This is a genomic window from Mitsuaria sp. RG (assembly GCF_028369275.1).
GTDB classification, from domain to species: domain Bacteria; phylum Pseudomonadota; class Gammaproteobacteria; order Pseudomonadales; family Pseudomonadaceae; genus Aquipseudomonas; species Aquipseudomonas peradeniyensis.
Map to the genome: position 1 here is coordinate 67,410 of NZ_JAQMYQ010000004.1, position 12,670 is coordinate 80,079.

The 12,670-nt window shown below is 64.9% G+C and carries 12 protein-coding genes; 7 read left to right on the top strand and 5 right to left on the bottom strand.

From position 1 onward, the window contains the following. The first annotated feature begins 11 nt into the window (after window positions 1-11). Window positions 12-674 (top strand): GMP/IMP nucleotidase, encoded by a 663-nt coding sequence (yrfG, locus tag POF53_RS03745; RefSeq protein ID WP_498966437.1) that lies wholly within the window; start codon window positions 12-14, stop codon window positions 672-674. A 112-nt stretch (window positions 675-786) separates the two neighbouring features. On the opposite strand, the gene lysM is transcribed toward yrfG, so the two are convergent. Beyond that, window positions 787-1,227 (bottom strand): peptidoglycan-binding protein LysM, encoded by a 441-nt coding sequence (lysM, locus tag POF53_RS03750; protein ID WP_028689196.1) that lies wholly within the window; start codon window positions 1,225-1,227, stop codon window positions 787-789. Between the two features lie 175 nt (window positions 1,228-1,402). On the opposite strand from lysM, the gene fdhD reads away from it, so the two are divergent. From fdhD to POF53_RS03775, 5 genes are all read left to right on the top strand, one after another. Continuing rightward, window positions 1,403-2,230 (top strand): formate dehydrogenase accessory sulfurtransferase FdhD, encoded by an 828-nt coding sequence (gene fdhD, locus POF53_RS03755; protein WP_254463901.1) that lies wholly within the window; start codon window positions 1,403-1,405, stop codon window positions 2,228-2,230. An 8-nt stretch (window positions 2,231-2,238) separates the two neighbouring features. After that, entirely contained in the window at window positions 2,239-4,584 is a 2,346-nt protein-coding gene (locus POF53_RS03760) for an FdhF/YdeP family oxidoreductase (protein ID WP_203648800.1), read from the top strand. Between the two features lie 379 nt (window positions 4,585-4,963). Next, a complete protein-coding gene (locus POF53_RS03765) occupies window positions 4,964-5,446 on the top strand; it encodes a glycine zipper domain-containing protein (RefSeq protein WP_234561233.1) in 483 nt (160 codons plus the stop codon). 209 nt (window positions 5,447-5,655) lie between these two features. Beyond that, complete coding sequence (locus POF53_RS03770; protein ID WP_498966440.1) at window positions 5,656-6,465, top strand: CheR family methyltransferase; 810 nt, start codon at window positions 5,656-5,658, stop codon at window positions 6,463-6,465. Window positions 6,466-6,582: 117 nt separating this feature from the next. Further along, window positions 6,583-7,239 (top strand): response regulator, encoded by a 657-nt coding sequence (locus POF53_RS03775; RefSeq protein ID WP_232854827.1) that lies wholly within the window; start codon window positions 6,583-6,585, stop codon window positions 7,237-7,239. Here the strand turns inward: POF53_RS03775 and POF53_RS03780 are convergent. From POF53_RS03780 to hslO, 3 genes are all read right to left on the bottom strand, one after another. Further along, window positions 7,229-7,663, bottom strand: a complete 435-nt coding sequence (locus tag POF53_RS03780) for an acyl-CoA thioesterase (RefSeq protein ID WP_186712110.1) — start codon at window positions 7,661-7,663, stop codon at window positions 7,229-7,231. The genes POF53_RS03775 and POF53_RS03780 overlap by 11 nt on opposite strands. A 216-nt stretch (window positions 7,664-7,879) precedes the next feature. Further along, the gene (locus tag POF53_RS03785) at window positions 7,880-9,421 is read right to left on the bottom strand and encodes a phosphoenolpyruvate carboxykinase (protein WP_498966443.1); all 1,542 of its coding nucleotides are present in this window, start codon (window positions 9,419-9,421) and stop codon (window positions 7,880-7,882) included. 179 nt (window positions 9,422-9,600) lie between these two features. Beyond that, entirely contained in the window at window positions 9,601-10,503 is a 903-nt protein-coding gene (gene hslO / locus POF53_RS03790; protein WP_475860339.1) for an Hsp33 family molecular chaperone HslO, read from the bottom strand. 198 nt (window positions 10,504-10,701) lie between these two features. Here hslO and POF53_RS03795 point away from each other — a divergent pair, with 198 nt between their 5' ends. Further along, window positions 10,702-11,412 (top strand): phosphatase PAP2 family protein, encoded by a 711-nt coding sequence (locus POF53_RS03795; protein ID WP_498966445.1) that lies wholly within the window; start codon window positions 10,702-10,704, stop codon window positions 11,410-11,412. A 33-nt stretch (window positions 11,413-11,445) separates the two neighbouring features. On the opposite strand, the gene POF53_RS03800 is transcribed toward POF53_RS03795, so the two are convergent. Then, window positions 11,446-12,669, bottom strand: a complete 1,224-nt coding sequence (locus tag POF53_RS03800; protein WP_498966448.1) for a 2-octaprenyl-3-methyl-6-methoxy-1,4-benzoquinol hydroxylase — start codon at window positions 12,667-12,669, stop codon at window positions 11,446-11,448. Between the last annotated feature and the right edge of the window lies 1 nt (window position 12,670).

Below are 12,670 nucleotides of genomic sequence, written 5' to 3' on the forward strand. Positions count from 1 at the left end.
GAGAATTTCCCATGCCCGTTCTTCCCTGGTCCGCCATCGATACCGTCCTGCTGGACATGGACGGTACCCTGCTCGACCTGCACTACGACAACCGCTTCTGGCTGGAGCACCTGCCCCAGCGCTACGCCGAGTTGCATGGCGTCAGCCGGGCCATGGCCGAGCTTGAGCTGCGCCCGCTGTTCGAACAGCATGCCGGCACACTCAACTGGTACTGCCTGGACTTCTGGAGCCGCGAGCTGCGTCTGCCGATCCGCGAGCTGAAACAGGAGATCGCCGACCTTATTGCCCTCAAGCCGGATGCCGACACCTTTCTCGCGGCCGTGCGCAAGGCGGGCAAGCGGGTGGTGATGATCACCAATGCGCATCGCGATTCACTGTCGCTGAAACTGGAGCGGGTGGAACTGGCGCCGTACTTCGAACGGCTGATCAGTTCGCATGACTATGGGTATCCGAAGGAGAGTCCGCAGTTCTGGGATGCCTTGCAGGCGGACATCGGTTTTGAGCCGGCGCGCAGCCTGTTCATCGACGACACCCTGGCGATTCTGCGCAGTGCCCGGCGATTTGGTGTTGGCCACCTGCTGGCGGTGCGCCAGCCGGATAGCCGGGCGGAACCTCGGGATACCCAGGAGTTTGCGGCGGTCGAGGATTACCGGGAGTTACTGGTTGGCCTGTGACGGCCTCTTCGCGGGTAAACCCGCTCCCACAGAATCTGCACAGTCCTTGAATGTGGTGCAGTACCTGTGGGAGCGGGTTTACCCGCGAAAGAGCCGGATCAGGCGATGAAGATTAATCCGGAATACGCAGCACCTGCCCCGGATAGATCTTGTTGGGATCCTTCAGCATCGGCTTGTTCGCCTCGAAGATCTTCTGGTACTTGTTGGCATCGCCATAGACCCGTTTGGAGATGGCGCTCAGGGTGTCGCCTTTCTCGACCTCGACGAACCGCGCCGCCTGGGCCACCGGCCCGGTGACGGTGATCTGGTCATCCACCGAAGCCACCCCCGCGATATTGCCGGCGGCCAGTATGATCTTCTCCTTCTCTTCCTGGCTGGCCACCTCGCCCTTGAGAATGACCTTGTCACCCTCTACAGTGGCCGAAATGTTCGGGTTACCCAGGCCAACGTCCTGGACGTGCTTCTTCAACTGTTCCTCGGCATTGGCATTGCCCGGCGTCAGCAGGTCGATCAACTTCTCGCCGGCTTCCTTCACGAAACTGAACAGGCTCATGTGGCGCTCCTTTGATGGTGAATCCATGGAAGCAGGAGTCTAGGCCAGGATCCCTCATCCCGCCCCACTGCGACCAATCGACGCGCTCTATCACGGCATAGACGCTAGCGATTAGACGCCACCGGCACAGGGGCCTAGGCTTGTGGGGTCAAACTGCCAGCCGGTATTCGCCCCGATGAACAGCAAGCCACCGGTCTGCGCGGCGTCCACGTCTTTTGCGCTGCCCGCCGCCAGTAACACCTACGACTACGTCCAGCTCACCGACACAGCTCGCGAAAGCACGCCGTTGGCCGAGGAAGTGGCCCTGGCCATCGTCTACAACGGCCTGAACCAGGCGGTGATGCTGGTCAGCCCGACCGACCTGGAAGACTTCGCCGTCGGTTTCAGCGTGGGCAGTGGCATCGTCGCCGGTACCGAAGAAATCTACGACGTGAAGCTCTCCGGCAGCGGCTCGGCGCTGTATGCCGACCTGGAGATCTCCAGCCGCGCCTTCTGGAACCTGAAGAACCAGCGCCGTCAGCTGGCCGGCACCAGCGGCTGCGGCCTGTGCGGCGTCGAGGCCCTGGAGCAGGCATTGCCCGAGCTGGACGTGCTGCCTGGCGCGCCGCTGCCGCCCGCGCACTGGCTGAAGGACCTGCGCCAGCGCATCGACGCCTTCCAGCCCCTCGGCCAGCACTGCGGCGCGGTGCACGCGGCGCTGTTCATGGACCGCGACGGCCAGTTGCTGCTGGGCCGCGAAGACATCGGCCGGCACAACGCCCTGGACAAGCTGATCGGCGCCCTGCTGCGCCAGCGCATCGATACCGCGGGCGGCCTGGCCATCGTCACCAGCCGCTGCAGCCTGGAGCTGATCCAGAAAGTCCTGCGCGCCGGTATCCAGACCCTGGTCAGCCTCTCCGCACCTACGGGCCTGGCCCTGCAATGGGCGCGCAAGCACAACCTCAACCTTATCCATCTGCCCAAACACAGCGCACCGCGGGTGTTCAGCCCAGCGGCGGAGTAGCAACAGCCGTGACCTCCTACGAAAAACTGCCAGACAACGCCCCCGCCTCCACCCCTCGCTACAAGCCCTACCCCGGACCCGCCGGCGGTTGGGGCGCGCTGCGCAGCGTGGCCAAGGCCTGGGTAGGCAGCGACAACGCCCTGAAGAACATCCGCGCCCTGCTCAAGACCAACCAGAACGGCGGCTTCGACTGCCCCGGCTGCGCCTGGGGCGACTCGCCCGAAAGCGGCATGGTCAAGTTCTGCGAAAACGGCGCCAAGGCGGTCAACTGGGAGGCCACCAAGCGTCGCGTCGATGCGGCGTTCTTCGCCCGCTACAGCGTCAGCGCGCTGCTCGAGCAGAGCGACTACTGGCTCGAGTACCAGGGCCGCCTGACCGAGCCGATGATCTACGACCCGGTCACTGACCGCTACCAGCCGATCGACTGGGACGCGGCCTTCGCCCTGATCGCCCGTCACCTGAACAACCTGTCCAGCCCTGATCAGGCCGAGTTCTACACCTCCGGCCGGGCCAGCAACGAGGCGGCGTACCTGTACCAGCTGTTCGTGCGCGCCTACGGCACCAACAACTTCCCCGACTGCTCGAACATGTGCCACGAGGCCAGTGGCGTGGCGCTGGGTCAAAGCGTCGGCGTGGGCAAGGGCACGGTCACCTACGACGATTTCGAGCACGCCGACACGATCTTCGTCCTGGGTCAGAACCCCGGCACCAACCACCCACGCATGCTCGACCCACTGCGTGACGCGGTGAAGCGCGGTGCCCAGGTGGTCTGCGTCAACCCGCTCAAGGAGCGTGGCCTGGAGCGTTTCCAGCACCCTCAGAACCCGCTGGAGATGCTGACCAACACCGATCGCCCGACCAACACGGCGTTCTTGCGCCCGGCCCTGGGCGGCGACATGGCGCTGCTGCGCGGCATGGCCAAGTTCCTGCTGCAGTGGGAGCGTGAAGCCCAGGCCAAGGGCGAGCCGGCGATCTTCGACCATGCCTTCATCGCCGAGCACGGCCATGGCGTGGACGAGTACCTGGCTGCGGTCGATGCCACCCCGTGGGAGCAGATCCAGGCGCAATCGGGCCTGACCCTGGCCGACATCGAACTGTCGGCGCGCATGTACTGCAAAGGCAAGCGGGTGATCATGTGCTGGGCCATGGGCATCACCCAGCACCGCCATTCGGTGCCGACCATCCAGGAAATCGTCAACCTGATGCTGCTGCGCGGCAACCTCGGCGTGCCGGGCGCCGGCCTGTGCCCGGTGCGCGGCCACAGCAACGTGCAGGGCGACCGCACCATGGGCATCAACGAACGCCCGCCAGTCTTCCTGCTCGACGCCCTCGAAAAGCGCTTCGGCTTCCCGGTGCCGCGCCACAACGGCCACAACACCGTCGAGGCGATCCACGCCATGCTCGACGGCCGGGCCAAGGTGTTCATCGGCCTGGGCGGCAACTTCGCCCAGGCCACGCCGGACACCGAGCGCACCGCGCAGGCGCTGCGCAACTGCGAGCTGACCGTGCACATCAGCACCAAGCTCAACCGCAGCCACCTGGTTCACGGTAAGCAAGCGCTGATCCTGCCGTGCCTGGGCCGCACCGATATCGACCTGCAGGGCGAAGGCCCGCAGGCGGTGACGGTGGAGGACTCGTTCAGCATGGTCCATGCCTCCAACGGCCAGCTCAAGCCGCTGTCCCGGCAGATGCGCTCGGAGCCGGCCGTGGTCGCCGGCATCGCCGCCGCCACCTTGGGCAAGCAGCCGGTGGACTGGCACTGGCTGGTGGCCGACTACGCGCGCATCCGCGACCTGATCGCCGACACCATCCCCGGCTTTGCCGACTTCAATGAACGCCTGCGCCTGCCCGGCGGCTTCTATCTGGGCAACAGCGCCGGCAGCCGCCAGTGGAAGACCGCCAGCGGCCGTGCCAACTTCAAGGCCAACCTGCTGCCCGACAGCCTGCTCGACGAGCGCGTGCGCGCCAGCGGCCAGTTGCCGGACCTGATCATGCAGTCGATGCGTTCGCACGATCAGTACAACACCACCATCTATGGCATGGACGACCGCTACCGCGGCGTGCGCGGCCAGCGCGACGTGCTGTTCGTCAACGAAGCCGACATCGTCCGCCTGGGCTTCCAGCCAGGGCAGAAGGTCGACATCGTGTCGCTGTGGGGCGATGAGCATGTGCGCCGGGTGCATGGCTTCACCCTGCTGGCGTTCGACATTCCCGCCGGCCAGGCGGCGGCCTACTACCCGGAGGTGAACCCGCTGGTGCCGCTGGAAAGCATCGGCGATGGCAGCCATACGCCGACGTCGAAGTTCATCGCCATCAAGCTGGAGCGGGCGCGGGACGACGGGCGCATCATCTGAGCAAGATTGGGCTATGCGCGATCCCTGTAGGAGCGGCCTTGCCGAGGCGTCGGACCGGCCGGAAAGGGCCGCAAAGCGGCCCCGGCGATATCTGCTTGATGCACAAATCGTGGGGGCGCTTCGCACCCCTTTCGCGGCACAAGGCCGCTCCTACAAGGGCAAGCGCAGATTCCGAGCAATTGCCCACAAAAAAGCCCTGTTCCGCAACGGTTCAGGGCTTCGTCATAAATAGCTCAGACAACCGAAAATCGAGAAAGTTTCATACATAATTCAATAACTTAGAGAATTGTGTACAACTCGTGCTACTCGTCGGATTCCGATTGCCAGGCGCCTCGGCGAGCCTCAAATTCCGCTTCGTCATCCCTCTGAGGCTCTCTTGATGAAGAAGTACTCCTCGATTCTGTTGTTGTCTTTTGGTCTGCTCAGCGGCGTTGCCATGGCAGGCGGCACCACCGAAGCCGGCATTGGCGGCGCATTGGGTGGGGTACTCGGCTCCGTGGTGGGCAACTCCATCGGCGGTAGCACCGGCGGCGCCATCGGTGCCGGCCTGGGTGGCGCGGCCGGCGGCGCCCTGGGTGCCGACAAGCGCCAGCGTGGCGAAGCGGCCATCGGTGGCGCACTGGGCGCCGCAGGCGGCAACGTGGTGGGTCGCTCCGTGGGCGGCACCACCGGCAGCTACATCGGCGCGGCCGCCGGTGGTGGCGCCGGTGGCGCACTGGGCAACTACATGGGCAACAAGGCCGATGAGGATGAGCGCCGTGATTCGCGCCGCTACCGTCGCGACTACGACGATCGCCGCTACTACGACCGCGGTCACCACTATGGCCATCGCAAGCACAAGCGCCACTGGCGCCATGACTGATCGCCAGGCTTACGCCTGAGGCCTAAGGCCCTGCCCTCATCGGCAGGGCCTTTTCGTTTGCATACCCGCCAGAGGATTAGGGGCTGCCCCGATATGGAGGCCACTAGCCACTAGTTATCATCGCTGTTTCGATCAAGCACAGGACGCAGGGAATGCGCACGATCATCACCGACCCCGTCTGTCTGCCCCGGGCCAGGAGAGGCTGAAGGATGCCCGGTCGTCGCCCGCCACTGCTCGGCGAAGCCAGCTTTGCGTCGATTCGCCAGCGGGTCTTGCAGGCCACCGGCGTGCAACTGGCCGACGATCGCCGTGCCGTGGTCGCGGCGCGCCTGCACAAGCGCCTCAAGGCCCTGGGCCTGGCGGACTTCGAGCGCTACCTCGCCCTGCTCGACAGCCCCCGGGGCGCGGAGGAGCACGAGCACCTGCTGCGCCTGCTGGTCGCCCGTGACAGCTACTTCTTTCGCGAGCATCGCCACTTCGAATGCCTGGCCCGCTGGCTGGCCGACCTCGACCACCCCGCACGCCTGTGGAGCGCCGCCTGCGCCACCGGGGAGGAAGCCTGGAGCCTGGCCATGGTCGCCGCCGAAAACGCCCGCCATCCCGGCTGGCAGGTGCTGGCCAGCGACTTCGACCCACAACTGCTGGAGACCGCCGCTGCCGGCATCTACGACATCGCCCAGGCACGCTACTTCCCCGAAGGCTGGCTGGCCCGCCACTGCCTGTGCGGCGTCGACGAGATGGCTGGCCGGCTGCGGGTCACGGCGGCCCTGCGCGAGCAGGTGCGCTTCGAGGCGCACAACCTGATCCGACCCTTGCCTGAACAGCTCGGCAGCTTCGATGTCATCCTGCTGCGCAACCTGTTGTCGAACCTGGCGCCACGGTACAAGAACGAGGTACTCCAGCGCCTGCTGGCACACCTGCGCCCCGGTGGCCTGATGATCATCGGTCACAGCGAGAGCGTCCACGCCCTGGGCCTGCCCCTGCGTCCACTACTGCCGTCGGTGTTCGAACGCCTATGATAAGAGGCACTGCCGCGCCCATCGGCAGACAAGGACTGATCGCGCAACCGCGCGCAGTGCGCTTTCGGATCGAGCAGGCCTGCCGCCCCCCTTCCCTTGCGAAACAGGCCCTTATCCATGCCCTGCCGAATCCTGCTTGCCGATCACTCGCCGCTCTTCCGCGCCGGCCTGCGTGCCCTGCTTGAACAGAAGAAAGATTTCGTCGTGGTGGGCGACACCGGCGATGCCATGACGGCCGTGAGCCTTGCGGAAAAACTCAAACCGGACATCGTGGTGCTCGACATGAGCGGCGAGCTGGACAGCCAGCAGGCCCTGCAGGAGCTGTTCATCCGTGCCCCCGCCTGCCGGGTGCTGATGTTCTCGCCACGCTCGGAGCTCGAGCATGTGATGAGCTGCCTGCAGCTGGGCGCCCATGGTTTCCTGCTCAAGAGCGCCACGGTGAGCGAACTGGAGCAGGCCCTGCAGACCCTGCGTGGTGGCGGCCAGTACCTGTCGTCGGCGGTGCTGCCGATGGTCATCGGCCAGGCCCTGAAACACAGCCGCAAGCGCGTCGTCAGTCAGGTCCAGACACCGCCGCTGACCACCCGCCAGCTGGAGATCCTGCGCCTGATCGCCCGCGGCGAGACCACTCGCTCCATCGCCGACGGCCTGGGCCTGAGCATCAAGACCGTCGAGGCTCACCGCTCGCAGATCATGCACCGCCTGCAGATCCACGACGTGCCCGGCCTGGTGCTGTTCGCCGTGCGCGAGGGGATCATTCGCCTCAACGATTGAGCGACAGTCCGGCGAGGATCAGCTGCAGCGTCTCCGGTAGCGCCACAGGACGCCCCGAGGCCCGCTCGATGAACACCTGCACCACACTCCCCGCCGCGCAGGCCTCGGCCTCGCCCGGGCGGAACAGCGCCAGGCGGAACTCCACGGTACTGCCCGCCAGGCGCGTCACGCCCAGGCCCACCTCGAGCACGTCGGGAAAGCCCGGCAAGGCGAAGAAATCCGCCGCCGAGCTGACGACGAAGCCGGCCAGCTCACCGTCGCGCAGGTCCAGCTCGGCCTGTTCGACCAGGAAGGCCTGAATGGCGGTTTCGAAGAAGGCATGCACGGTGGCGCCGGCGAGGTGACCGTTATGGTCGTTGTCCTGCGGGCGCGTAAGGATGGGGTGAAAATGAGAGAAGGCGGAGCGTTGGGGGGATTCTGTCATGAGGCATCTGCTTTCTGGTGGGTGCCCTGCAAGTGAAACAGATTCTGGCCGTGCTGTATTGATGCGGCTATCCGACAAACCTTCAGGAACGGTGTGTAAATCCTGTAGGAGCTGGCCTTCCCTGCGATAGCCTCAGTAGACACAGCACTCAAAGCGGGCTTTCAGATACGAAAAAGCCGCCCCGAAGGGCGGCTTTTCTTCCGAACCGGCAGCCGCTTAGAGCTGCGGACCAGCGGCCTTGATGGCGTCGGAAACGTCGAACTTCTTGAAGTTCTCGGTGAACAGCGTGGCCAGGCCCTTGGCGGCTTCGTCGTAGGCAGCCTTGTCAGCCCAGGTGTTGCGTGGGTTGAGCAGTTCGGTCTCGACGCCTGGAACAGCCTTCGGCACGTCCAGGTTGATGATGTTCAGGTGCTCGGTTTCGGAACCGACCAGAGCGCCACTCTGGATGGCAGCGATCACGCCACGGGTGGTCGGGATGCTGAAACGCTTGCCGACGCCGTAGCCACCACCGGTCCAGCCGGTGTTGACCAGGTAGACCTTGGAACCGAACGCCTTGATACGCTTGATCAGCAGTTCGGCGTAAACGCCGGCCGGACGTGGGAAGAACGGTGCGCCGAAGCAGGTGGAGAAGGTCGACTTGATGCCGCCACCCGAACCCATTTCGGTGGAACCGACCAGCGCGGTGTAGCCGGACAGGAAGTGGTAAGCCGCCTGCTCGTTGTTCAGGATCGATACCGGAGGCAGTACGCCGGTCAGGTCGCAGGTCAGGAAGATGACCGCGTTCGGCTCGCCGCCCAGGTTCTCTGCCGAGACCTTCTCGACGTGTGCCAGCGGGTAGGCGGCACGGCTGTTCTGGGTCAGGCTCACGTCGGCGTAATCGGCGTGCTTGTTGGCGTCGATCACGACGTTTTCCAGCACCGCGCCGTGCTTGATGGCTTTCCAGATGACCGGCTCGTTCTTCTCGGAGAGGTCGATGCACTTGGCATAGCAACCGCCTTCGATGTTGAACACCACGCCCTCACCCCAGCCGTGCTCGTCGTCACCGATCAGGTAACGGCTTTCGTCGGCCGACAGGGTGGTCTTGCCGGTGCCGGACAGGCCGAAGAACAGGGTGACGTCACCCTCTTCGCCGATGTTGGCGGCGCAGTGCATCGGCAGCACGTCGGCGGCCGGCAGCAGGAAGTTCTGCACCGAGAACATCGCCTTCTTCATTTCACCGGCGTAACGCATGCCGGCGATCAGCACCTTCTTCTGGGCGAAGTTGATGATCACGCAGCCATCGGAGTTGGTGCCGTCACGCTCAGGCACGCACTCGAAGTTGGCGACGTTGAGGATCTGCCACTCACCACGGCCAGCCGGGTTGTACTGCTCGGGGTTGATGAACAGGCAACGGCCGAACAGGTTCTGCCAGGCGGTCTGGGTGGTCATCTTGACCGGCAGGTAGTGCTCGGCCGCAGCGCCTACGTGAACGTAGGAAACGAAGTGCTCCTGGGCGTTGTTGAACGCCTCGACGCGGTCCCACAGGGCATCGAACTTGTCGGCCGGGAACTTGCGGTTGATCGGGCCCCAGCCAATCTGGTCCTGGGTGGACGGTTCTTCGACGATGAAACGGTCAGCCGGCGAACGGCCGGTGCGGTGACCGGTTTCCACCACCAGCGCGCCAGTATCGGCCAGCACGCCTTCACCGCGGGACAGCGCTTCTTTTACCAGCTCATCGACGCTCAGGTCGGTGTACACGGTGTTGTTGGCTTGCGTCATGAGATACCCCATCCGGCCCGAGGCCGAGTGCTCCAAACGTTTTGTAGTCGTCTCGAAAAAACTACTACAGCGAAAAAAGTGGCCGGATTATGCCAGAAACGCCCAAAAAAAGTAGGCCCCTCCTGTCAGAACTGCGTTTTTGCGCAATTCGACAGGAGAATTTCCTGTAGTTAACCGTTTCAGTGCTGAGTTTCTGACGGCGCCTCGGTGCCGCCACCGGCAAACAATTGCGCGACATCGCTTGCATCGAAGAGATAGCGCTCGTTGCAGAACTGGCAATCGATCTCGACCTGTCCGCCGCATTCGGCCACCAGCGCCTTGGCATCCTGCTCGCCGAGGCTGACCAGGGCGTTGGCGGAACGCTCGCGCGAGCAGCTGCAACGGAAGCGTAGCGGCTGGATATCGAACAGGCGAACCGCGTCCTCGTGGTACAGGCGGTGCAGCACGGTTTCGTTGTCCAGGCCGAGCAGTTCCTCGGTCTTCACGGTGTTGGCCAGGGCCTTGACGTGGGCCCAGCTTTCCTCGCGCTCCTCGCTGTCCTTGTGGATCTCGGCCGGCAGCTGCTGCACCAGCAGGCCGCGGGCACGCGCGCCATCGGCGGCCAGGGAGATGCAGGTGTTCACCTGCTGCGACATGACGAAGTAGTTGGTGAAGCACTCCGACAGGTCCTTGCCGTCCAGTTCGACGGTGCCCTGGTAGCGCTGGCCATTGACCGGAATGATGGTCAGCACCAGGTGACCACCCGGCATCAGGTCGGCCAGATTGGCATCCGCCTTGATCTGCTCGGCTTCATAGCGTGCCAGGCCACGGATGTCGTGCTCGCTGGTGTACTCGATGGCCAGCAGCGGCACCGGGCCCTGGGACTGCGCCTGGAGCACCAGCAGCCCGTCGAACTTCAGGGTGCCGACCAGCAGCGCGGCGGCGGCCATCAGTTCACCGAGCAGATGCTTTACCGGCTGCGGGTAGGCGTGCTTGGCCAGCACCTCGGCGTAGCTGCGTTCCAGCGCGACCATCTCGCCGCGCACGTCGCGGTCGTCGAACAGGAAGCGTTGAGTGAAATCGGTATCTGGCAAGTCGCTCATGGTTGTCTGGCTTTCTAAAAATGATTACAAAATAATTACAGGAGACCGAAAGGTCCGTCGCAGAGCGCTCACGAGGCGCTCACTTCCTGCTGGATATCGAGGTATTTTATGGACAATCGACCACTGTTCCAAGCAAGGTGGTCCTGGGGACCGTTGGCAGCCTGCACCCTGCTACCCATCGCACTACTGTGTTTCTGGTTGTGGCCCGTTGGCCAGATCCTGTGCCTGACTTTCGACGAATGGCTGTTCCACAGCCTCAATGCGCCACTGGCCGACAACCTGGTCTGGCGGTCGATCTGGGCAGTCGGCAGCCTACGCCCCTTCGACATCCTGGTCGGCCTGATCATGCTGTCGCTGCTGATCCACGGCGATTGGGTATTCAAGGCTACCCAAGTGCGCCAGGCTTTTTTCGGCTTTTTGGTGACCCTACTCCTCTTAGTGGTGATTCGCGCGCTGTTTTCCAAGTGGGTCAGCGCAATGGGCTGGCAACACAACAGCCCGTCGATGGTGTTCGACGACGCCGTGCACCTGAGCGACTTCTATCCGCACATGGAAGCGAAGTGGGAACTGAAGGACCGCTCCAGCCAGAGTTTCCCGGGTGACCACGCCTCGGTGCTGCTGATCTGGGCGCTGTTCATGAGCCTGTTCAGCCGTCGCCTGGTGCAGCACCTGGTGATCTGGGCACTGGCCTTGCTGTTCATGCTGCCGCGCCTGGTGGCCGGCGCCCATTGGGGGCAGGACGACTACATCGGCGGCCTGTTGATGGCGGTGCTGGCACTGGGCTGGAGCTGCCACACGCCCCTGGCGGCCAAGGCCAGCGAGGCGTTGGTGCGCTGGACGGTGCCGCTGTTCGGCCTGCTCGGCAAGCTGCCGCTGGTCGGGCGCATGAGCGTGATGCGCACCGCCTGATCCATTGCCGGGGCCGCCAGGCGGCCCCGGCCCTCAAGCCCTGGCCAGCTCCGGCAAGTCCCCGGACAACCCCAGGGCCTGGCGCACGAACAGCGCCTTGGCCTCGGGCATCTGCTCTACCAGCTTCAAGCCGCTGTTGCGCAGCCAGCGCAGGGGCAGCGGATTGGCCTGGAACAAACGCTCGAAGCCCTCCATCGCCGCCATCAACGCCAGGTTGTGCGGCATCCGTCGCCGCTCGAAGCGGCTCAGCACCTTCACATCGGCCAGGCGCTCGCCACGCTCGCAGGCACGGACCAGTTCCTCGGCCAGCACCGCGGCGTCGAGAAAGCCCAGGTTGACCCCCTGCCCGGCCAATGGGTGGATGGTGTGAGCCGCATCGCCGATCAGCGCCAGCCCCTCCTCCACGTAGCGCTTGGCATGGCGCTGGCGCAGCGGCACGCAGACCCGCGGATCTGCCTCCAGCACATCGCCCAGACGCCCCTCGAAAGCCCGCTCAAGAGCCTGACGGAAGGCCGCGTCGTCCATCGCCATGGCCTGCTCGGCCTGCTCCGGGGTGGTCGACCAGACGATCGAGCACCAGTCCTGGCGACCATCGCGGCTGAGCGGCAGGAACGCCAGCGGGCCTTCGTCGGTGAAACGCTGCCAGGCCGTGGCCCTGTGTGCCTCGCTGCAGCGCACGCTGGTGACGATGGCGTGGTGCAGGTAATCCCACTCACGGGTTGCACAGCCGGCCAGGCGGCGTACCGCCGAGTTGGCGCCATCGGCGGCGATCACCAGCGGCGCGCGCAGCTTGCGGCCATCGGCCAGGGTCAGCAGCCACTCATCACCGGAGCGGCGCAGCTGCTCCAGGCGAGCGTTGGCCAGCAGCCCGACATCGCTGTCGTGCAGACGCTCCAGCAGGCCATCCTGGACCACGCGGTTCTCGACGATATGACCCAGCACCTCGGCATGCACGCTGGCCGCGGAGAAATGGATCTCGCCAGTGCCGCTGCCGTCCCAGACATGCATGTCCGAGTACGGCGAGACACGCCGCCGGGCGATGCCGTCCCAGGCCCCGAGGCGCTCGAGAATGCGCTGGCTGGCGGCCGACAGGGCGCTTACCCGCGGCTCGAAAGGTGCCTCGCCGTCAAACGGCTTGACCGTCATCGGCCCGCCGTCGAGCAGGAGAACCTCCAGGCCACTGTGGCGCAAGGCCAGGGCCAGGGCGCTGCCGACCATACCGGCACCGACAATCAACAGATCTGCGCGCATTTCCATG

Coding starts and splice junctions, on each gene's coding strand:
- yrfG (WP_498966437.1), top strand. CDS start 12: ATGCCCGTTCTTCCCTGGTCCGCCATCGATACCGTCCTGCTGGACATG.
- lysM (WP_028689196.1), bottom strand. CDS start 1,227: ATGAGCCTGTTCAGTTTCGTGAAGGAAGCCGGCGAGAAGTTGATCGAC.
- fdhD (WP_254463901.1), top strand. CDS start 1,403: ATGAACAGCAAGCCACCGGTCTGCGCGGCGTCCACGTCTTTTGCGCTG.
- POF53_RS03765 (WP_234561233.1), top strand. CDS start 4,964: ATGAAGAAGTACTCCTCGATTCTGTTGTTGTCTTTTGGTCTGCTCAGC.
- POF53_RS03770 (WP_498966440.1), top strand. CDS start 5,656: ATGCCCGGTCGTCGCCCGCCACTGCTCGGCGAAGCCAGCTTTGCGTCG.
- POF53_RS03775 (WP_232854827.1), top strand. CDS start 6,583: ATGCCCTGCCGAATCCTGCTTGCCGATCACTCGCCGCTCTTCCGCGCC.
- POF53_RS03780 (WP_186712110.1), bottom strand. CDS start 7,663: ATGACAGAATCCCCCCAACGCTCCGCCTTCTCTCATTTTCACCCCATC.
- POF53_RS03785 (WP_498966443.1), bottom strand. CDS start 9,421: ATGACGCAAGCCAACAACACCGTGTACACCGACCTGAGCGTCGATGAG.
- hslO (WP_475860339.1), bottom strand. CDS start 10,503: ATGAGCGACTTGCCAGATACCGATTTCACTCAACGCTTCCTGTTCGAC.
- POF53_RS03800 (WP_498966448.1), bottom strand. CDS start 12,669: ATGGAAATGCGCGCAGATCTGTTGATTGTCGGTGCCGGTATGGTCGGC.